Origin of the sequence: Mariniflexile jejuense, from assembly GCF_042675665.1 — a bacterium.
Lineage (GTDB): Bacteria > Bacteroidota > Bacteroidia > Flavobacteriales > Flavobacteriaceae > Mariniflexile > Mariniflexile jejuense.
The window spans coordinates 810,421-830,632 of record NZ_JBHTJI010000001.1 but is presented as its reverse complement, the minus strand read 5'-3'; the positions used below and the strand labels follow the sequence as shown (position 1 = coordinate 830,632).

Genomic DNA, 20,212 nt, shown 5'->3' with positions numbered 1-20,212 from the left:
ACCAATAACTATCAACTATAAAAGATTATGAAGAAAGATACATCAAAAATAAATTCACTAGAAAACGAAGCAATATACATTATTAGAGAAGTTGCTGCACAGTTTGAAAAACCTGTATTGTTATTTTCTGGAGGAAAAGATTCTATCACATTAGTAAGATTAGCAGTAAAAGCATTTTATCCTGCTAAAATTCCGTTTCCATTAATGCATATTGATACAGGACATAATTTTCCTGAAACTATTGAATTTAGAGATCGTTTAGTTAAAGAATTAGGTTTAGAATTAATTGTTAGAAATGTGCAAGATTCTATTGATGCTGGTAAAGTAAAAGAAGAATCTGGTAGATATGCAAGTAGAAACCAATTGCAAACTACAACACTTTTAGATGCTATTGAAGAATTTAAGTTTGATGCTTGTATTGGAGGTGCGCGTCGTGATGAAGAAAAAGCAAGAGCAAAAGAACGTATTTTTTCGGTACGTGATGATTTTGGTCAATGGGATGAAAAAAACCAACGTCCAGAGTTGTTTGATATGTTGAATGGTCAAATTAATTTAGGACAAAATGTGCGTGTATTTCCAATTTCAAACTGGACAGAATTAGACGTTTGGTCTTATATAGAACAAGAAAACATCGAAATTCCTTCAATCTATTTTGCTCACAAACGTAAAATATTCTTAAGAGACGGTATGATTTGGTCTGCAGAAGACGATGTTGTTTACAGAGATGAAAGTGAAGAAGTATTAGAAAAGATGGTGCGTTTTAGAACCGTAGGCGATATGAGTTGTACAGCAGCAGTATTATCAGAAGCATCAACAATTTCAAAAGTAGTTGAAGAAATTAGAGATAGTACAATTTCTGAACGTGGTGCGCGTATAGACGATAAACGCTCTGAAGCAGCCATGGAAAAACGTAAACAACAAGGGTACTTTTAGCCGTAAGCTATAGGCATAAGCCATAAGCAAATAAAAATTAAGATAAAGTCAGATTGCTTAAAGCGTAAAGCTTAAAGCATAAAGCAAAAAATAAAATGGAAGTATTAAAAATTGCAACAGCAGGAAGTGTAGATGATGGAAAAAGTACCTTAATTGGGCGTATACTTTACGATACAAAATCATTAACTACCGATAAGTTAGAGGCTATTGAAAAAACAAGTAAACAAAAAGGATATGATTACTTAGATTTTTCATTAGCAACAGATGGATTGGTTGCTGAAAGAGAACAAGGTATCACTATCGATGTGGCTCATATTTATTTTTCAACAGCGAAAAAAAGTTACATAATTGCAGATACACCCGGCCATGTAGAATATACACGTAACATGGTTACAGGTGCGTCAACATCGCAAGCATCCATCATTTTAATTGATGCTAGAAAAGGTGTTATAGAGCAAACCAATCGTCACTTCTTCATCAATAATTTATTAAGAATTAAAGATGTAGTTGTAGCTATTAATAAAATGGATTTAGTTGATTATTCTGAAGAGGTTTACAACAAAATTAAAGCAGATTTCTCTGAATTAATGAATAAGAGAGATTACCAAGATCAAAAAATAACCTTCATTCCTGTAAGTGCTTTAAAAGGTGATAATGTTGTAAACAAATCTGATAAAATGCCTTGGTATAAAGGCGAAGCTTTATTGGAGCATTTAGAACAATTAGATAAAAAAGATATTTATAATGTTGGTACGCCACGTTTTCCTGTGCAATATGTTATTCGTCCTAAAACTGAAGATTTTCACGATTTTAGAGGTTATGCAGGTAAAGTTTATGGTGGCGAATTAAGTGTTGGCGATACTATTTTAGTATTACCATCAAAAACAAGATCTAAGATTAAAGATATTTATTTCTATGATGAAAAGTATCAAACAGCTTCAAGACGTTCATCTGTAACTATCACTTTAGAAAACGATATTAATGTAAGTAGAGGTGATATGATTGTTAAAGAAGGTGATTTGCCAACCATCGATAAACAATTTACAGCTAATATTTGTTGGATGGATTCAACACCTTTAGAGGTTGGTTCAAAGTATGTATTACAACATGGCGTTAATAAAGTATTGGCAAGGGTAGAGTCTATCAACCACAAAATACATCCAGATTATTCTGGAATAGAAAAGAATGTTAAAGGATTGGGAGTGAATGATATTGCATCGGTTACTTTTAAATTTAATAAACCATTGTTTTTTGATCAGTTTAAAAATCACAGAACAAACGGGTCGTTTATATTAATCGATACACAAAATAATCATACCGTAGGAGCTGGATTTATTCAGTAGGAAGTAAAAAGTTAAAAAGGTTGAAACTTATAAAGTACGCTACTTTAAACGTTCAATTTTAAAACATTCAAACTAAAAAAGAAATGCAAACTTTTAGAACAGAATTAGAAAATAATATTGTTGAAAACGACATTATAGAATTGGCTAAAAAAATTGAGCTTTTTCAGAATGGCAAAATAGATGAAGAAAAATTTAGAAGTCTTCGTTTAGCACGCGGTATATACGGTCAGCGTCAAGAAGGCGTACAAATGATTCGTATCAAATTACCTTTCGGAAAAGTAAAAAGCAATCAGTTACGCCGAATTTCAGATGTGTCTGATGAATATTCACGTGGTCGTTTACACATTACTACGCGTCAAGATATTCAAATTCACTACGTTGATATCAATAGAACACCAGAACTTTGGTCTGAATTAGATAAAGATGATGTTACTATTAGAGAAGCTTGTGGTAACACAGTGCGTAACGTAACCGCTTCAGAATTGGCAGGAATTGATCCAAACGAACCGTTTGATGTATCGCCTTATGCTGATGGGTTGTTCCGTTTTTTCTTAAGAAACCCGATTAGTCAAGAAATGGGACGTAAGTTCAAAGTATCATTTTCGTCTTCTGATGAAGACACAGGACTTTCATACATGCACGATTTAGGCTTTATTGCTAAAATTGAAAATGGTGTTCGTGGTTTTAAAGTGATGATTGGTGGTGGTTTAGGCTCGCAACCACGTCATGCCGACGAGTTATATAGCTTCTTGCCTTCAGATAAAATCATTCCATTAATGGAAGGTGTGGTACGTATTTTTGATCGCCATGGCGAACGTAAAAGTCGTGCAAAAGCAAGAATGAAATTCTTAATAAAAGATATTGGTTTAGATGCTTTTAAAGAGCTAGTAGAAGCAGAACAAAATGCGATTGAGTTTAAAACGGTAGCTATTGATGCTGATGCTTTTCAGTATTCAAAACCAGTTTCTGTTGAAGCACCTCAAGTAGAAATTAAAGATCAAGCTGCATTTGATTTGTGGAAAACTACCAACCTTATTTCTCAAAAGCAAGCAGGTTATGTGGCTATTGGTATTAAAGTCCTTTTAGGTGATTTTTATACGGATAAAGCACGTTTATTAGCCGATTTAGTTGAAAAATATGCAGCAGGCGAAATTCGTTTGTCGTTGCGTCAAAATATAGTAATTCCTTTTGTAAAGGAAGATTTAGTGCCGTTTTTCTATACTGAATTAGAAAAATTAGGTTTTGTTGAAGCTGGTTATAACAAAGCGGTTGATATTACTGCATGTCCTGGAACGGATACTTGTAATTTAGGTATTGCAAGTAGTACGGGTATTGCAGATGAGTTGGAGCGCGTTATAAAAGCAGAATACCCACAGTATTTAAAAAATGACGATGTTGTTATTAAAATTAGTGGTTGTATGAATGCCTGTGGACAACACAATATGGCAAATATTGGTTTCCAAGGCATGTCGGTTCGTACTCCAGATAAATTGGTAGCACCTGCATTACAGGTATTATTAGGTGGTGGCAACTTAGGTAATGGAAACGGTTTGTTTGCCGATAAAGTAGTAAAAGTACCAAGTAGAAGAGGACCAGAAGCGCTACGTAGAATTTTAAATGATTATGAAGCGAATGCCGATGGAAAATCGTTTATAGAATATTATAAAGTAACTGGTGACAGATATTTTTATGACCTATTGAACGATCTTCAAGATGTTTCAAACTTAACCCAAGAAGATTTTATTGATTGGGGAACAGACGAAAAATACGAGAAAGAAATTGGTATTGGTGAATGTGCTGGTGTGGTTATCGATTTAATTTCAACATTATTTTTAGAAAGTGAAGAAAAAATTGAAAATGCACAAAAATCATTTAATAATAAAGTGTATTCAAGCGCTATTTATTTCGCGTACACATCTATGGTTAATTCTGCGAAAGCATTATTATTAGCAGAAAACAAAAGTACAAATACACATGCTGGTATTATCAGTCAGTTTGATGAGTTATTTGTTGAAGGCGGTCAAATTAATTTAGGAACTTCGTTTTCTGAATTAATTTATCAAATTAACAAGTTTGCTCCAACTGAAGATTTTGCTTCAAAATATATAAATGATGCTAATTTGTTTTTAGAAAAAGTAAGAGCATTTAGAGCGGAAGATACAAAGCTTGAAAAGAAAGCGGTTTAAAAATGAGTTTAAAAACACCTAAATTAACAGTTGTTGGCGCAGGACCAGGCGATGTAGAATTAATAACGCTTAAAGGAATTAAAGCTATTGAATCTGCTGATGTTGTTTTGTACGATGCGCTTATAAACGAAGATCTTCTTAAATATGCTTCCGCAAATGCTGAACTTATTTTTGTGGGTAAACGCAAAGGGTGTTATGCATTCCAGCAAGAACAAATTAATGAGCTTATCGTTTCAAAAGCTAAAGAAAAAGGACATGTTGTACGTTTAAAAGGTGGAGATCCATTTGTTTTTGGTCGTGGTGCTGAAGAGATTGATTATGTTAGGCAGTTTGGTTTAGAAACCTATGTAGTGCCGGGTATTTCATCATCTATTGCTGTACCAGCATATCAAGGAATTCCGTTAACAAAACGAGGTGCTTCAGAGAGTTTTTGGGTAATAACAGGAACTACAAAAGCGCACCAACTGTCTGATGATGTTGCTATTGCTGCAAAATCTACAGCTACGATTGTTATTTTAATGGGCATGAGTAAACTGGATGAAATTGTTCAAATTTTTTCAGCAGAAAATAAGCAAGATACACCAATTGCAATCATTCAAGAAGGAACAACAGAGAATGAAAAAGTAGGCTTTGGAACCATTGAAACCATTGTTAAAGTTGTTGAAGAAAAGCAATTAACAAATCCAGCAATTATTGTAATTGGCGATGTGGTTAAAAAACGCGTTCAACTAGCTTCAATTTATAAAGAAGTAAATAAATTATAACTGGCTAATAATGGAACGAAATAATTTATACCCAATATTTTTAAAACTAAATAGCCTTCATGTGCTAATTGTTGGTGGCGGAAATGTAGCTGAGGAAAAATTAACGTTCATTTTAAAGTCAAGTCCAGATGCTAAAGTGACTATGGTGTCGCCTATGTTTAGAGAAGGTACTATTGCATTAGCCAAAACAGGCGATGTTAAGTTGATTAGGCGTCGCTATAACAAACGTTATTTAAAAGGAAAGCATATTGTGGTAGCAACTACAGATGTGCCAAGCGTTAATATAAAAGTACACAAGCATTGTAGAAAGCGTAGCATTTTGGTAAATGTTGCCGATAACCCACCGTATTGCGATTTTTATATGGGTGGTATCGTAACAAAAGGTAATGTGAAAGTGGCAATTTCAACCAATGGAAAATCGCCAACTACTGCCAAACGTTTACGTCAGTTTTTTGAGGATGTTATTCCCGAAAATGTAGACGATTTGGTTAAAAATTTAAACGAATACAGAAAAACAATAAAAGGTGATTTTGAACAAAAAGTGGAAGCGCTTAACGAATTTACCAAAGGATTAATAGAGAAAAAAGAGTAAAAAGAGTCGTAAAATGATTAAAACAGATATACTTATAATAGGTGCTGGACCAACAGGATTATTCACAGTTTTTGAAGCAGGATTATTAAAATTAAAATGCCATTTAATTGATGCATTACCACAACCAGGAGGACAATGTTCAGAAATTTATCCTAAAAAGCCTATTTATGATATACCAGGATTTCCAGAAATTTTGGCAGGCGATTTAACTAAAAATTTGCTTGAACAAGGTAAACAATTCGAACCAGGTTTTACATTAGGTGAACGTGCTGAAACAATTGATAAATTAGAAGATGGCACTTTTATTGTAACAACCAATAAAGGCACCAAACACCATGCGCCAGTTGTGGCTATTGCTGGTGGTTTAGGTTCTTTTGAACCAAGAAAACCAGGTTTAGATAACTTAGAGATTTATGAAGATAATGGTTTGGAATACTTTATTAAAGATCCAGAAGTTTACAGAAACAAACGTGTAGTTATTTCTGGTGGAGGTGATTCTGCTTTAGATTGGAGTATCTTTTTAGCTGATGTGGCTTCAGAAGTAACATTAATACACAGAAGAAACGAATTTAGAGGTGCTTTAGATTCTGTTGAAAAAGTAGGTGAATTAAAAGAAGCAGGAAAAATTAATCTTATCACACCTGCTGAGGTTACAGAACTTCATGGTGATGGTAAAATTGAAGCCTTAACTGTAAATGTAGATGGTGAAGAAAGACGTATTGAAACCGATCACTTTATCCCATTATTTGGTTTATCTCCTAAATTAGGACCTATTGGAAATTGGGGCTTAGAAATAGAAAAAAACGCCATTAAAGTAGATAATTCATTAAACTATCAAACAAATATTCCAGGTGTTTTTGCTATTGGTGATGTTAATACCTATCCTGAAAAATTAAAACTAATTCTTTGTGGTTTCCACGAAGCTACTTTAATGTGTCAAGCAGCTTATAGAATTATCAATCCAGGTAAAAAGTATGTATTAAAATATACAACCGTTAGTGGTATTGATGGTTTTGATGGTACTCGTAAAGAAGCTCCTAAAGCAGTAGTACAATCCATTCAATAAAAAAGTTTTTTTTAAAAGTTGTTTATTGTTGTAAATTTCAATGTTGAAAAGCGACAACCATTAGACAATTAAAAGTATTAGATATGGATCCATGCCAAGAGTTAAATGATAAATTAATTCAAAAGAAATATAACGTTCGTTTAAAAGATGTTGTAAAAACATTTACAAAGCGTTTGTTTTATTATGTTTTTGATGAACATGAAAACGAGCTTCAATCTTTAAAAAAAACGTTTTTAGACATTGCCAATAATCTAGATATTAATGATGGTGAAACAATTTGGAATGAGTTTCAAGGCAAGTTTCAAACTATCAGGACTAAGTTGGATTTAGATGCTGTAGCAGTTGTAAATTTCGATCCCGCAACCAAAAGTTTGGAAGAAGTTTATTTAGCATGCCCAGGGTTTTATGCCATTTCAATTTACCGTTTAAGTCATGAGTTGTATGTGCAAAATGTACCCATTATTCCTAGAATGATGAGTGAGTATGTGCATGGTATTACAGGTATCGATATCCATCCGGGAGCAACCATTGGCGATTCGTTTTTCGTAGATCACGGAACAGGAATTGTTATTGGTGAAACATCTATCATAAAAAACAACGTAAAAATTTTCCAAGGTGTTACATTAGGTGGTATTCAAGTGAAGAAAAGCTTGGAATCTACAAAACGTCATCCAACTATTGAGGATAATGTAACCATTTACGCCAACGCAACTATTTTAGGTGGCGATATTGTAATTGGAGCAAACAGTACCATTGGTGCTAACGTTTGGATTACCGAATCGGTTCCAGAAAATTCATTAGTGACTTATCAAACAGAAATTAAAATCAGACCCAAAAAGAATGGCATCCGTTAAAGGTATTTTAGATAGAATAGGTAATACACCACTTGTTGAGGCAAGTCATTTAATTTCAAAAAAAGGCGTTAAACTATATTTGAAATTAGAAGGCGATAACCCAGGCGGAAGTGTAAAAGATCGTGCCGCTTTTAATATGATTAATGAAGCCTTAAAGCGAGGCGATATAAAAAAAGGAGACTATTTGGTGGAAGCAACCAGTGGTAACACTGGAATTGCTTTGGCATTCATTGCAAATTTATTGGGAGTACATATGGTATTAATTATGCCCGAAAACTCTACGGAAGAACGTGTTAAAACCATGCGTGCTTATGGTGCTGAGGTTATCTTAACACCTGCCGATACAGGAATTGAAGGCTCTAGAGATGTGGCATTTCAATTAAGGGATGAAAAAGGATACACGCTTTTAAATCAGTTTGAAAATGACGATAACTGGAAAGCGCATTATAAAACCACAGGACCTGAAATTTGGAGAGATACCGATGGAGAAATTACCCATTTCGTGTCGGCTATGGGAACCACAGGTACTATTATGGGAACATCAAGGTTTCTGAAAGAAAAAAACAATAACATTACAATTGTTGGTGCACAGCCAGAAGATGGTGCCAAAATACCTGGCATAAGAAAATGGTCGCCCGATTATGTTCCTAAGTTTTTCGACCGTTCTAGAGTTGACGTAGTTGTAGATGTTAGTGAACTAGATGCTAAAATAACAACACAACGTTTGGCTAAAGAAGAAGGTGTGTTTGCAGGAATGAGTAGTGGTGGCTCTGTGTTTTGTGCTTTAAAAATTGCAGAATCTATTAATGAAGGCGTTATTGTAGCCATTATTTGTGATAGAGGCGATCGTTATTTGTCTTCAACATTATTTGAATAAAATCAGCCGATTTTTGTCAATTTAGTGTGAATTTAAAAAAATGTGAGGTATTTTTGCCCACGAGTTCATAAACGTATTAATTGTGTTATCAAGAAAGGTAGAGGGAATAGACCCGTTGAAGCCTTGGCAACCTCCCGAATTTTCGGGAAAGGTGCTACGTTCTACTAGTATCTTTTAATACTAGAAAGATAACGAAAAGTGTATATTTTTACTTTTCTTGATGACATAACAGATATAAAAATATCAAAATGTCAAACATACAACAAGCTTTACAAGACCGTATTTTAGTGCTAGACGGTGCTATGGGAACCATGCTTCAACAGTATAAATTTACTGAAGAAGATTTTAGAGGCGAGCGTTTTAAAGATTACCCCACGCCATTGCAGGGTAATAACGATTTACTTTCTATTACCCAACCAGAAGCAATTAAAACCATTCATGGAAAATATTTTGAAGCTGGAGCCGATATTGTGGAAACCAATACGTTTTCGGGTACAACCATTGCTATGGCCGATTACCAAATGGAAGATTTGGTGTATGAACTAAACTTTCAATCTGCTAAAATAGCCAAAGAAGTAGCTGATGAATTTACAAAGCGCGAACCAAACAAACCACGTTTTGTAGCAGGTTCTATTGGGCCAACAAACCGTACCGCAAGTATGTCGCCCGATGTAAACGATCCTGGTTATAGAGCCGTAACGTTTGATGAATTATGTATCGCATACAAACAACAAGTTGAAGCGTTGATAGATGGTGGTGTTGATTTATTGTTGGTTGAAACCGTTTTTGATACCTTAAACGCTAAAGCTGCTTTATTCGCTATTGAAGAAGTTAAAGAAGAACGAAGCATTGATATTCCCATCATGTTAAGCGGAACCATCACTGATGCTTCAGGAAGAACATTGTCAGGGCAAACCGCTGAAGCATTTTTAATTTCAGTATCGCATATTCCGTTATTATCTATAGGTTTCAATTGTGCTTTAGGTGCTAATTTACTACAGCCCCATTTAGAAGCCATTGCCAATAAAACCGATTTTGCTATTTCCGCACACCCCAATGCAGGCTTGCCAAATGCTTTTGGTGAATATGATGAATCTCCAGAGGAAATGGGTGAACAAATTGAGGAATATTTAAAGAAAAATTTAATAAACATTATAGGCGGTTGTTGTGGTACCACACCAGAGCATATTAAAACCATTGCAGCCATAGCAGCAAAATATAAACCACGTCATGCTGTCATTCCTGCGTAGACAGGAATCTCATAAATTAAAAACATGAAAATTAAACAAACAAAATACATGCGTTTATCTGGGTTAGAACCTCTAATCTTAAACGAAAACAGCAATTTCATAAACGTTGGAGAACGTACAAATGTTGCTGGATCTCGCATGTTTTTACGATTGATAAAAGAAGAAAAATTTGATGAAGCACTAGCAGTTGCGCGTCATCAAGTAGATGGTGGTGCACAAATTATCGACATTAATATGGACGACGGACTTATTGATGGTAAAGAATCTATGGTGCGTTTTTTAAACTTAATTGCTGCCGAACCTGATATTTCTAGAGTACCAATCATGATTGATAGCTCTAAATGGGAAATCATTGAAGCGGGTTTAAAAGTCGTTCAAGGTAAATGTGTGGTTAACTCCATTTCACTTAAAGAAGGTGAAGAAAAATTTATTTGGGAAGCAAAACAAATAAAACGTTACGGTGCTGCAGTTGTTATCATGGCTTTTGATGAAGTTGGACAAGCCGATAATTATGAAAGACGTATTGAAATATGTAAACGTTCCTATGATATTTTAGTGAATAAAGTAGGCTTTCCTTCAGAAGATATTATTTTCGATTTAAACATATTTCCTGTGGCAACAGGTATGGAAGAACACCGCAGAAATGCTATCGATTTTATTGAAGCTACCCGTTGGGTGCGTCAAAATTTACCAAACGTAAGCGTAAGTGGTGGTGTAAGTAACGTATCGTTTTCGTTTAGAGGAAATGATGGCGTTCGCGAAGCAATGCACTCGGTGTTTTTATACTACGCCATTCAAGCAGGTATGAATATGGGAATTGTAAATCCGTCGCTTTTAGAAGTGTATGACGATATTCCAAAAGATTTATTAGAGCATGTTGAAGATGTTATTTTAGATAAACGCGACGATGCCACAGAACGTTTACTGGATTTTGCCGAAACCGTAAAAGGTTCAAAAGTTGAAAAAGGCGTTGATTTAAGTTGGCGAGAAAACCCCGTTCAAGAGCGCATTACCCATGCATTGGTAAAAGGTATCGATGCTTTTATTATTGAAGACGTTGAAGAAGCAAGATTGCAAGCCGAAAAACCTATTGATGTTATTGAAGGTCATTTAATGATTGGAATGAACGTGGTAGGCGATTTGTTTGGAGCAGGAAAAATGTTCTTACCGCAAGTAGTGAAGTCTGCACGCGTTATGAAGAAGGCAGTAGCCTATTTAAATCCGTTTATTGAAGCTGAAAAAGGTGATTTACAAGAACCTGTAGGTAAAGTATTGATGGCAACCGTAAAAGGTGATGTGCACGATATTGGTAAAAATATAGTGAGTGTGGTTTTGGCTTGTAATAATTATGCCATAGTAGATTTGGGTGTAATGGTTCCACCAGAAAAAATTATAGAAACTGCTAAGAATGAAAATGTTGACGCCATTGGTTTGTCTGGTTTAATTACACCATCACTTGATGAAATGGTGTATTTGGCTAAGGAAATGGAGCGTCAAAATTTTACAGTTCCGTTATTAATTGGTGGTGCAACAACTTCAAAAGCGCATACGGCTGTTAAAATTGATCCGCAATATAAAAACGCCGTGGTTCATGTAAATGATGCCTCAAGAGCAGTAACGGTTGTTGGTGATTTATTAAATAAGAAAACATCAAACGAATATGTTGCTAATTTAAAAAAAGAATATGATGAATTCAGAACCAAGTTTTTAAAACGAGGAAAAGAAAAATCATATATTTCACTTAAAGAAGCACGAGAAAGAAAGTTTAAAATTGATTGGAATACGTCTGAAATTGTAAAACCTAAAGAATTAGGTGTTCAGATGTTAAAACAATTAAGTTTAAAAGAATTAGTGCCTTATATTGATTGGAGTCCGTTTTTTAGAAGTTGGGATTTACACGGTAAATTTCCAGACATCTTAACGGATGAATTGGTTGGTGAACAAGCAACCATTATGTACAACGAAGCGCAAGTAATGATTGAAGAAATTATTGCTAACCAATCATTAAAACCAAGAGCTGTTTTTGGTTTGTTTGAAGCGAATTCAATTAATGATGATGATATTTTAATTCAAAAAAACGGAAAAGAAATCACTGTTTTTAGAACCTTGCGACAGCAATTAAGTAAGCGAGAAGGTATTCCAAATATTGCTTTAGCCGATTTTATTGCACCAAAAGACACAGGAAAAACCGATTATATGGGTGCATTTTGTGTCGCTATTTTTGGAGCGCAAGAATTAGCCGATAGCTACAGAGCAAAAGAAGATGATTACAATGGTATTATGGTGCAAGCCATTGCCGATCGTTTTGCAGAAGCGTTTGCAGAGTATTTACACAAACAAATACGAACCAAACATTGGGGTTATGATGCAGGTGAAACACTTGCCAATGACGATTTAATAAAAGAAAGTTATAAAGGTATTCGACCAGCACCGGGTTATCCTGCATGTCCAGACCATTTGGAAAAAGAAACGATTTGGGAGTTGTTGGAAGTTGAAAAAATAATAGGTGTGAAGTTAACCGAAAGTTTAGCTATGTGGCCAGCAGCGGCAGTATCGGGGTATTATTTTGCAAATCCTGAAGCGAAATACTTTGGTTTAGGAAAAATTACAGATGACCAAGTGACCGATTATGCAACTAGAAAAGGCATTACAAAAGAAAAAGCTAGAAAGTGGTTGCATCCAACAATTGCTGATGAATAACGTTTTTACGATGAGGTAAAACGAAATAAACTTTTAAAAAAAAGCAAACACATTGCTTTGGTGTACGTAGTCACGATTAAAAAATGAATTAAATGAAACCAGAATTTATAGAGTTAACATTGGGTAGTTATATTATATCACACGGTTATAATAGCAAAAACAAGGAAATGATGGAACCTATTCCTTCGGAAAATTTTTCGAAAAAAATCATTCCAGTTTCAAGAATTAAATCGATTAGTGAAAAATATATTTTAACCGATTATGTTGATGGACGCTGGATTTATTGGGAATATGAAGAAGACTATAATGCTGTTAAAAAGTTATTGCTTTAATTTGCATTTGCGTTAGCGATTGCAGTGGAAAGCCCACAGCGAGGTACGAGCGAGGACTTGAAACGTAAAGCGCGACCCTTGTGGTAACGCCCAAAAATATTAGAATTAAATTAAAATAAGATTCCTGCTTTCGCAGGAAATTTGGCATGAAAGTAACAGACCATATTAAAAAAGCAAACGGAAAAACATTGTTTTCTTTTGAGGTGATTCCACCACAAAAAGGGAAAAATATTCAGGATTTATATAATAATATTGATCCATTAATAGAATTTAACCCGCCGTTTATTGATGTAACAACTTCTAGAGAAGAGTATGTGTATCTTGATAAAGGTAACGGGCTTTTAGATAAACGTATTACCCGTATGCGTCCTGGTACGGTTGGTATTTGTGCGTCTATAATGCATAAATATAAAGTTGATGCCATTCCGCATTTGTTATGTGGTGGTTTTACTAAAGAGGAAACGGAGTATGTTTTGGTAGATTGCCATTATTTAGGTTTAGATAATGTGATGGCATTACGTGGCGATTCAATGAAAGATGAACCGTATTTTAAACCTGTAGAAGGTGGAAATGCATTTGCTAGTGAACTGGTAAAACAAATAGCTGAACTTAATAGAGGAAAGTATTTGCATGATGATGTGGTGGTAGAACATAATTCCAATTTTTGTATAGGTGTTGCAGGTTACCCAGAAAAGCACATGGAAGCACCATCGTTAGTAACCGATTTAAAACGTTTAAAAGAAAAGGTTGATGCTGGAGCAGATTATGTGGTAACACAAATGTTTTTTGATAATAATAAATATTTTGAATTTGTTGAAAAAGCTAAAGCAGTAGGAATTAATGTGCCAATTATTCCGGGTATAAAACCTATTGCAGTGAAACGCCATTTACAAATTTTACCACAGGTTTTTAAAATAGATTTACCACAAGATTTAATTGATGCTGTAGAAAGTTGTAAAGATAATAACGCAGTTAGGCAAGTAGGTATTGAGTTTGCTATTCAACAATCAAAAGAACTAAAAGCTGCTGGTGTTCCAGTATTGCATTATTATTCTATGGGTAAAAGTGATAATATTAAAGCAATAGCTTCGGCTTTATTTTAATAAATCAGTTACTTTTATGCAGTAGTAACTAGCTAATGAAGCCATATATAACCTACGTGTTTTTAATGTGTGTAGTGTTTGTTTTTTCACAAGAAAAACAGCATACATCGTACTTTGATGCTAATTACTTTAAAGGTAATATTGCGCTGCATAATAACGATATTCTCCATTTAATTCAAGGACATCCAGAAGGCGTTATTTTAAGTTGGAACAAAAAAACCTACGGATTTAATGACTGGGAACAACGTTATAATTATCCCGATTATGGTGTGTCATTCATTTATCAAAACTTAAAAAATGATGTTTTAGGTAATAATGCATCGGTTTACGCACATTATAATTTTTATTTTTTCAATAGAAATTTAATGTTTAGAATAGCTCAAGGTATTGCCTACACATCCAACCCTTATGATAAAGTAGAGAATTATAGAAATATAGCTTTTGGTACGCATATTTTAAGTAGTACTATGATGATGCTTAATTACAAAAAGGAACGTGTTTTAGATAAGTTTGGGTTGCAAGCAGGGGTTTCATTAATACATTATTCCAATGCCAATATAAAAGCACCAAATGCGAGTGTAAATTCTATTACATTAAATTTAGGTGTTACTTATAATTTAGAGGATAATGAACCAGAATATATTACAACATTAGCCGATGCTGAAAACAAAAAAATTACACAACCAATAAAATACAATCTTGTTTTTAGAAGTGGTTTTACTGAAAGTGATGTGGTAGGAAGTGGTACATATCCATTTTATATTGCATCTGCTTATGTAGATAAGCGTATTAACGCAAAAAGTGCCATTCAATTAGGAACCGATGTGTTTTTTTCGAACTTTTTAAAGGATTATATTCATTATAAAAGTGTATCATTTCCTGAAGAAAATATTTCTGGAGATGAAGATTATAAACGTGTTGGTGTTTTTGTGGGTCATGAGTTGTTTATTAACAAAACATCTTTGGAAACACAATTAGGCTATTATGTATATTATCCTTTTGATTTTGAAGGTAGAAGCTATATTAGAATTGGTTTAAAACGCTATATAAATGATAAATGGTTTGGTGCATTAACCTTGAAATCGCATCAAGCTAAAGCTGAAGCAGTTGAATTTGGTGTAGGGGTAAGGTTGTAAAAAATGAAAAAACTAATTTACATACTAGCGATAATAATCTTTTTTTCATGCAACAATGAAAATTCAAGTGATTGTTTTCAAACAACAGGATTAATTATTCAACAAGAAGTTACTGTTTCCAGTTTTAATAAAATTTTAGTTAATAGAGATATTGAACTTATAATAAAACAAGGAACAAATCAAAAGGTAACCATTGAAACAGGAAAGAACTTAATTAATGATGTAGAAGCAGTTGTTTTAGATGGAAAATTAATTTTAACCGATAATAATAGTTGTAACTATGTTAGGAGTTATGGTATTACAAAAGTGTATGTAACAGCTTCAAACATAACTGAAATACAAAGTTCTACACAATATGAAATACGTTCTGATGGTGTTTTAACTTATCCAGATTTAACTATTTTATCCGAGGATTTTAATGCTCCAAATTCTTTTACCAATGGCAATTTCAAATTGCAAATTGATAATAATAGCTTCAATTTGGTGTTCAACAATTTATCGAACTGCTATGTCTCTGGTGAAACCAATAACTTAAACATTTTATTTGCAGCAGGAACATCGCGTTTTGAAGGCGAAAATTTAGTAGCGCAACATGTTGTTATTTTGAACAGAAGTTCTAATGATATGATTGTAAACCCACAACTGTCTATAACTGGCAAAATATCAGGCACGGGCAATGTTATTGCTGTAACACATCCGCCGGTTGTTGATGTTCAAGAAGTTTATAAAGGCCGATTAATTTTTAATTAAGTTTACAGACTGTTTAGCAATTTCCAATTCTTCATTAGTAGGTATTACTAAAATTTTAGTTTTAGCGTTGTCTTTATTAATGGCTCGAACGGTTCTTAAATCAGCATTATTTTTGTCAATATCTAAATCAATTCCAAAAAAATCTAAGTCTTCACAAATAAGTTCACGCATGTATTTAGAGTTTTCGCCAATACCTGCAGTAAATACAATAGCATCCAAACCGTTTAACACGGCAGCATAAGCACCTATATACTTTTTAATGCGATATGCATTCATTTGTAAGGCTAAAATACAATCTTCATTACCTTTTGCAGCCATGGTTTGAATATCTCTTAAATCGTTATAACCAGTTAATCCTAACATGCCACTTTGTTTATTTAAAAGCGTGTTTATATCTTTTAAGTTATAACCCAACTTGTCTTTTAGGTGAAAAATGATGGATGGATCTATATCGCCAGAACGTGTTCCCATTATTAAGCCACCAACAGGCGAAAACCCTAAGGAATGATCAATACTTTTTCCGTTTTTTACAGCCGTCATACTGCAACCGTTACCTAAATGAATGGTTATTATTTTTGATTCTTTTTTTCCTAAAAATTCAATAGCTTTTTCGGAAACGTATTTATGACTTGTACCATGAAACCCATATAAACGAATATGATGTTTGGTTAAAAACTCATTAGGAATGGCATATTTGTAGGCTACTTCGGGTATAGATTGGTGAAAAGCTGTGTCGAATACTGCAACTTGTTTAGCTTTAGGAAAAATGGCTTCGGCTACCAAAATACCTTCTAAATTTGCAGGGTTGTGTAATGGTGCTAATGATGATAACTCTTTAATTTTTTCTTTAACATCTTTAGTAATTTCGGTAGTATCACTAAAATGAATGCCACCATGAACCACTCTATGACCAACAATAGCAATATCTTCAGGCAATTTTATTACACCAACTATTTCATCTAAAAGGTGTTGTGCTACCAGTTTTAAACCTGCTTTATGGTTTAAAATTTGAGATTCAGATTCAATAGTTGTTTTATCTGTTTTGTATTTAAAAATAGCATCGTTTGCACCAATGCGTTCTATTATGCCAGAACACAAAATGGTTTCTTCTGGCATTGAAAATAATTGAAATTTTAAGGAAGAACTTCCAGAGTTTAATATTAATACTTGCATGGTTTAAATTTCTTGTGCTTGAATAGCGGTTATAATTACGGTGCTATAAATATCATCTACAGTGCAACCTCTACTTAAATCATTAACAGGTTTATTTAATCCTTGTAAAACTGGTCCAATTGCCAACGCACCTGTTTCACGTTGTACAGCTTTATAAGTGTTATTTCCTGTGTTTAAATCTGGAAAAATAAGTACACTAGCGCGACCTGCTACTTCAGAATCGGGTAGTTTGCTTTTTCCTATACGCATATCAACAGCAGCATCATATTGTATTGGACCTTCAATTTTTATATCTGCGGCTTCGGTTTTTACAATTTCGGTTGCTTCTCTAACTTTATCAACTTCAGCACCTTTTCCAGATGAACCTGATGAGTATGATAACATTGCAACTTTAGGTTCAATACCAAATTCTTTAGCTGTTCTAGCTGATGAAATTGCAATTTCTGCCAATTCTTTAGCATTAGGGTTTGGGTTTATAGCACAATCGCCAAAAACAGATATTCTATCTTCTAAACACATGAAGAAAATGGAAGATACAATATTTACACCTGGTTTTGTTTTTATAAACTGCAATGCCGGAAGTAGTGTGTGTTGTGTAGTATTTACAGCACCAGATACCATACCATCGGCATGACCTTTGTAAATCATCATAGTACCAAAATACGATACATCAGACATTGCATCGCGCGCCATTTCTAAGTTTACATTTTTATGCTTTCTTAGTTCGTAGTAGGTGTTTACATAATCTTCAAAAAATGGCGATTTTGTTGGAGACACAACGTTTACACTATTTAAATCTAAAGAAATATCAAGTTTTTCAATTCGCTCTTTAATTTTGTCTATTTCACCAATAAGTGTTAAATCTACTACTTGGGCATTTATTAATCTGGCAGCAGCTTCTAAAACACGTTCGTCATAACCTTCTGGAAGTACAATGTGTTTTTTGTTTTTTAATGCACGTTGTAATAAGTTATATTGAAACATTCTTGGTGTAAATGTGTCTGATTTGAATGTTATTAAACGTTCTGCAAGTTTATCTGTATCAGCATGTTTTTCAAAAGTTGAAATAGATGTTGTTATTTTTTCTATGTTTTCGGCGTATATTCTAGATTTTATACTACCAATTTTATTGGTTACAGAATACGTGCCGTCATTCACACTAATAATTGGTACAATACCAGAAAGTCCTTCAATAAGTTTTAAAATAGGTTCTTCGGGTATTAAACTTCCTGATAAAATAATTCCTGAAATTTTAGGGTAGTTTTTTGATACGTTGGCTTGAAGTGCACCCAAGATAATATCGGCTCTATCACCTGGTGTAATTACTAAAGCATTATCTTTTAAGTGTGTAATGTAGTTTCGTAATTGCATGGCACCAACGCTAAAACTATCTATAGGGTTGTTTAGCATATCTTTGCCAAAAAGCACTTTACCATCTAATAATTTAACAACTTCTTTTACTGTAGGACTTGATAAACTATGAATTTTTGGAATAACGGTAATATCGGTATTGTTTACGCGCTCTTTTAGTGATTTTTTTAATGCTGAAATATCATTAGTATCTACTTTGTTTGTCATTATAGATAGCACATTCACATCGTTTCTAAAGGTATCATAAGCTAGCTGAACGCTGTCTGCAATTTCTTTTAGCTCTTTTTTATCGCCCTGCATAACAATGATTACAGGAAGTCCTAAATTTTTTGAAATTAAGATGTTTAAATCTAATTCAATACTTGAGTTTTCATGTGAAAAATCGGTGCCTTCAACTAGAACAAAATCAAATTGTTCTTCTAGGTATTTGTATTTTTTGATAATTTCATCTAAAACTTCGCCAGATTTTCCTTGGTTATATAGGTCAAGAACTTGGTTTCGTGTAAATGCGTATGTTTTTTTGTAGTTAATATCAATTTCGAAATGTGATAAAACGGTGCTAATATGGTTGTCCATTACACCAGTTTCTAAATCGTCAATAATAGGTCTAAAGTATCCTACTTTAGCAATTTTACCTAAAAGCATTTGCATTAAACCTAAAACGACAATCGATTTTCCGCTGTTTGGTTCAATTGTAGCTACATAAATTCCTTTACTCATAATTATAGTGTTGTTATTTTCAGTTACAAAATTAACGCCTACATGTTTTAGTAAAGATGATAATAGTCATACTTTCTACTTTAAATAGAAATTAATGGCTTTTGTAACTTGTATTATTTAGAAGTTAAATCTCGAAACAAACTTTCTAAACTCGCATTTTTTTGATTAAGCTGAAGTATTTTTAACTTATTATCATGCGCAAAATCAAATACATACGAACGCATATCTTCAAAGGTTGAAAATGTTATTTCATATACAAAACCGTGGGTATTAGCAACATTTTTTACTTTTGGTAATTTTAGTAAAAAAGCATCTTCAACGCGGTAATCAAACTCAACAATAACGGTTTGTTCTTTACTTTCTCGTAAATCATTCAGTTTTTTATCGGCAACAATTTCACCTTTATTAATAATAATAACACGGTCGCACATGGCCTCAACTTCTTGCATAATGTGTGTTGAAAGAAATACGGTTTTTGTTTTTCCAATAGACTTTATAAGGTTTCGTATTTCTACTAATTGGTTTGGGTCTAAACCTGTAGTAGGTTCATCAAGTATTAAAACATCGGGGTTGTGTAATAGTGCATTAGCTAGTCCAACACGCTGGCGATATCCTTTTGATAGTTGTCCAATTTTTTTATGAGCTTCAACAGTTAAACCTGTAAGTTCTATAACCTCGCTAATACGTTGTTTATCTACATTATAAATATTTGCATTAAAAGCTAAATATTCTTTTACATACATATCTAAGTATAACGGGTTGTGCTCTGGTAAATACCCAACACTTTGTTGTACATGTTGTTTGTTGTTAGTCACATCAAAGCCATTAACCTGTGCTACACCTTCATTCGCAACTAAATAGGTGGTTAAAATTTTCATCATAGTCGATTTTCCAGCGCCATTTGGTCCTAAAAACCCAACTATTTCTGGCTTATCAACCTTAAAAGAGATGTTGTTTAATGCTTTTTGGTTTCCGTATAGTTTTGAAACACCTTCAACTAGTATTGACATATTTAAAATTATTTGTTCAAAAATAATGATTATCTAACGTAATGTATGTTTT

General features: G+C 33.6%; 17 protein-coding genes and 1 riboswitch. Of the genes, 14 read left to right on the top strand and 3 right to left on the bottom strand.

Going from position 1 to position 20,212, the window contains the following annotated elements:
• The first annotated feature begins 27 nt into the window (after positions 1 to 27).
• From cysD to ACFQ1R_RS03570, 14 genes are all read left to right on the top strand, one after another.
• A complete protein-coding gene (gene cysD, locus ACFQ1R_RS03635) occupies positions 28 to 933 on the top strand; it encodes a sulfate adenylyltransferase subunit CysD (protein ID WP_379924746.1) in 906 nt (301 codons plus the stop codon).
• Positions 934 to 1,028: 95 nt separating this feature from the next.
• A complete protein-coding gene (locus tag ACFQ1R_RS03630) occupies positions 1,029 to 2,276 on the top strand; it encodes a sulfate adenylyltransferase subunit 1 (RefSeq protein WP_379924745.1) in 1,248 nt (415 codons plus the stop codon).
• 83 nt (positions 2,277 to 2,359) lie between these two features.
• A complete protein-coding gene (locus tag ACFQ1R_RS03625) occupies positions 2,360 to 4,462 on the top strand; it encodes a HEPN domain-containing protein (protein ID WP_379924744.1) in 2,103 nt (700 codons plus the stop codon).
• A gap of 2 nt (positions 4,463 to 4,464) precedes the next feature.
• The gene (cobA, locus tag ACFQ1R_RS03620; protein WP_379924743.1) at positions 4,465 to 5,226 is read left to right on the top strand and encodes a uroporphyrinogen-III C-methyltransferase; all 762 of its coding nucleotides are present in this window, start codon (positions 4,465 to 4,467) and stop codon (positions 5,224 to 5,226) included.
• Between the two features lie 10 nt (positions 5,227 to 5,236).
• A complete protein-coding gene (locus tag ACFQ1R_RS03615; RefSeq protein ID WP_379924742.1) occupies positions 5,237 to 5,818 on the top strand; it encodes a precorrin-2 dehydrogenase/sirohydrochlorin ferrochelatase family protein in 582 nt (193 codons plus the stop codon).
• Between the two features lie 13 nt (positions 5,819 to 5,831).
• Positions 5,832 to 6,884: an NAD(P)/FAD-dependent oxidoreductase gene (locus ACFQ1R_RS03610; RefSeq protein ID WP_379924741.1), complete on the top strand. Its 1,053-nt coding sequence runs from the start codon at positions 5,832 to 5,834 to the stop codon at positions 6,882 to 6,884.
• Positions 6,885 to 6,967: 83 nt separating this feature from the next.
• A complete protein-coding gene (gene epsC, locus ACFQ1R_RS03605; RefSeq protein ID WP_379924740.1) occupies positions 6,968 to 7,738 on the top strand; it encodes a serine O-acetyltransferase EpsC in 771 nt (256 codons plus the stop codon).
• Complete coding sequence (cysM, locus tag ACFQ1R_RS03600) at positions 7,725 to 8,615, top strand: cysteine synthase CysM (protein WP_379924739.1); 891 nt, start codon at positions 7,725 to 7,727, stop codon at positions 8,613 to 8,615. Before epsC ends, cysM begins: the two co-directional genes overlap by 14 nt.
• 82 nt (positions 8,616 to 8,697) lie before the next feature.
• A riboswitch (SAM riboswitch) is annotated at positions 8,698 to 8,810 on the top strand.
• A 53-nt stretch (positions 8,811 to 8,863) separates the two neighbouring features.
• Positions 8,864 to 9,865, top strand: coding sequence for a homocysteine S-methyltransferase family protein (locus tag ACFQ1R_RS03595; RefSeq protein ID WP_379924738.1), 1,002 nt, complete (start codon positions 8,864 to 8,866; stop codon positions 9,863 to 9,865).
• Between the two features lie 24 nt (positions 9,866 to 9,889).
• Positions 9,890 to 12,565, top strand: a complete 2,676-nt coding sequence (gene metH, locus ACFQ1R_RS03590; protein ID WP_379924737.1) for a methionine synthase — start codon at positions 9,890 to 9,892, stop codon at positions 12,563 to 12,565.
• Between the two features lie 92 nt (positions 12,566 to 12,657).
• Positions 12,658 to 12,897, top strand: a complete 240-nt coding sequence (locus ACFQ1R_RS03585; protein WP_379924736.1) for a hypothetical protein — start codon at positions 12,658 to 12,660, stop codon at positions 12,895 to 12,897.
• A gap of 146 nt (positions 12,898 to 13,043) precedes the next feature.
• Positions 13,044 to 14,000 carry a methylenetetrahydrofolate reductase [NAD(P)H] gene (metF, locus tag ACFQ1R_RS03580; RefSeq protein ID WP_379924735.1) on the top strand — a complete coding sequence of 319 codons (957 nt, stop codon included), beginning with the start codon at positions 13,044 to 13,046 and terminating at the stop codon, positions 13,998 to 14,000.
• A gap of 35 nt (positions 14,001 to 14,035) precedes the next feature.
• Positions 14,036 to 15,136, top strand: a complete 1,101-nt coding sequence (locus ACFQ1R_RS03575) for an acyloxyacyl hydrolase (RefSeq protein WP_379924734.1) — start codon at positions 14,036 to 14,038, stop codon at positions 15,134 to 15,136.
• 3 nt (positions 15,137 to 15,139) lie between these two features.
• The gene (locus ACFQ1R_RS03570; protein ID WP_379924733.1) at positions 15,140 to 15,886 is read left to right on the top strand and encodes a head GIN domain-containing protein; all 747 of its coding nucleotides are present in this window, start codon (positions 15,140 to 15,142) and stop codon (positions 15,884 to 15,886) included.
• Here the strand turns inward: ACFQ1R_RS03570 and ACFQ1R_RS03565 are convergent.
• From ACFQ1R_RS03565 to gldA, 3 genes are all read right to left on the bottom strand, one after another.
• Positions 15,872 to 17,059 (bottom strand): acetate/propionate family kinase, encoded by a 1,188-nt coding sequence (locus ACFQ1R_RS03565; RefSeq protein ID WP_379924732.1) that lies wholly within the window; start codon positions 17,057 to 17,059, stop codon positions 15,872 to 15,874. The two genes, ACFQ1R_RS03570 and ACFQ1R_RS03565, sit on opposite strands and share 15 nt — an antisense overlap.
• Before the next feature lie 3 nt (positions 17,060 to 17,062).
• Positions 17,063 to 19,150 (bottom strand): phosphate acetyltransferase, encoded by a 2,088-nt coding sequence (pta, locus tag ACFQ1R_RS03560; protein WP_379924731.1) that lies wholly within the window; start codon positions 19,148 to 19,150, stop codon positions 17,063 to 17,065.
• 113 nt (positions 19,151 to 19,263) lie between these two features.
• Entirely contained in the window at positions 19,264 to 20,160 is an 897-nt protein-coding gene (gene gldA / locus ACFQ1R_RS03555) for a gliding motility-associated ABC transporter ATP-binding subunit GldA (protein WP_379924730.1), read from the bottom strand.
• Positions 20,161 to 20,212 lie beyond the last annotated feature (52 nt).

What these genes read in the sequence shown, in the direction of transcription:
- cysD (WP_379924746.1), top strand. Translation starts at nt 28, where the DNA reads ATGAAGAAAGATACATCAAAAATAAATTCACTAGAAAACGAAGCAATA.
- ACFQ1R_RS03630 (WP_379924745.1), top strand. Translation starts at nt 1,029, where the DNA reads ATGGAAGTATTAAAAATTGCAACAGCAGGAAGTGTAGATGATGGAAAA.
- ACFQ1R_RS03625 (WP_379924744.1), top strand. Translation starts at nt 2,360, where the DNA reads ATGCAAACTTTTAGAACAGAATTAGAAAATAATATTGTTGAAAACGAC.
- cobA (WP_379924743.1), top strand. Translation starts at nt 4,465, where the DNA reads ATGAGTTTAAAAACACCTAAATTAACAGTTGTTGGCGCAGGACCAGGC.
- ACFQ1R_RS03615 (WP_379924742.1), top strand. Translation starts at nt 5,237, where the DNA reads ATGGAACGAAATAATTTATACCCAATATTTTTAAAACTAAATAGCCTT.
- ACFQ1R_RS03610 (WP_379924741.1), top strand. Translation starts at nt 5,832, where the DNA reads ATGATTAAAACAGATATACTTATAATAGGTGCTGGACCAACAGGATTA.
- epsC (WP_379924740.1), top strand. Translation starts at nt 6,968, where the DNA reads ATGGATCCATGCCAAGAGTTAAATGATAAATTAATTCAAAAGAAATAT.
- cysM (WP_379924739.1), top strand. Translation starts at nt 7,725, where the DNA reads ATGGCATCCGTTAAAGGTATTTTAGATAGAATAGGTAATACACCACTT.
- ACFQ1R_RS03595 (WP_379924738.1), top strand. Translation starts at nt 8,864, where the DNA reads ATGTCAAACATACAACAAGCTTTACAAGACCGTATTTTAGTGCTAGAC.
- metH (WP_379924737.1), top strand. Translation starts at nt 9,890, where the DNA reads ATGAAAATTAAACAAACAAAATACATGCGTTTATCTGGGTTAGAACCT.
- ACFQ1R_RS03585 (WP_379924736.1), top strand. Translation starts at nt 12,658, where the DNA reads ATGAAACCAGAATTTATAGAGTTAACATTGGGTAGTTATATTATATCA.
- metF (WP_379924735.1), top strand. Translation starts at nt 13,044, where the DNA reads ATGAAAGTAACAGACCATATTAAAAAAGCAAACGGAAAAACATTGTTT.
- ACFQ1R_RS03575 (WP_379924734.1), top strand. Translation starts at nt 14,036, where the DNA reads ATGAAGCCATATATAACCTACGTGTTTTTAATGTGTGTAGTGTTTGTT.
- ACFQ1R_RS03570 (WP_379924733.1), top strand. Translation starts at nt 15,140, where the DNA reads ATGAAAAAACTAATTTACATACTAGCGATAATAATCTTTTTTTCATGC.
- ACFQ1R_RS03565 (WP_379924732.1), bottom strand. Translation starts at nt 17,059, where the DNA reads ATGCAAGTATTAATATTAAACTCTGGAAGTTCTTCCTTAAAATTTCAA.
- pta (WP_379924731.1), bottom strand. Translation starts at nt 19,150, where the DNA reads ATGAGTAAAGGAATTTATGTAGCTACAATTGAACCAAACAGCGGAAAA.
- gldA (WP_379924730.1), bottom strand. Translation starts at nt 20,160, where the DNA reads ATGTCAATACTAGTTGAAGGTGTTTCAAAACTATACGGAAACCAAAAA.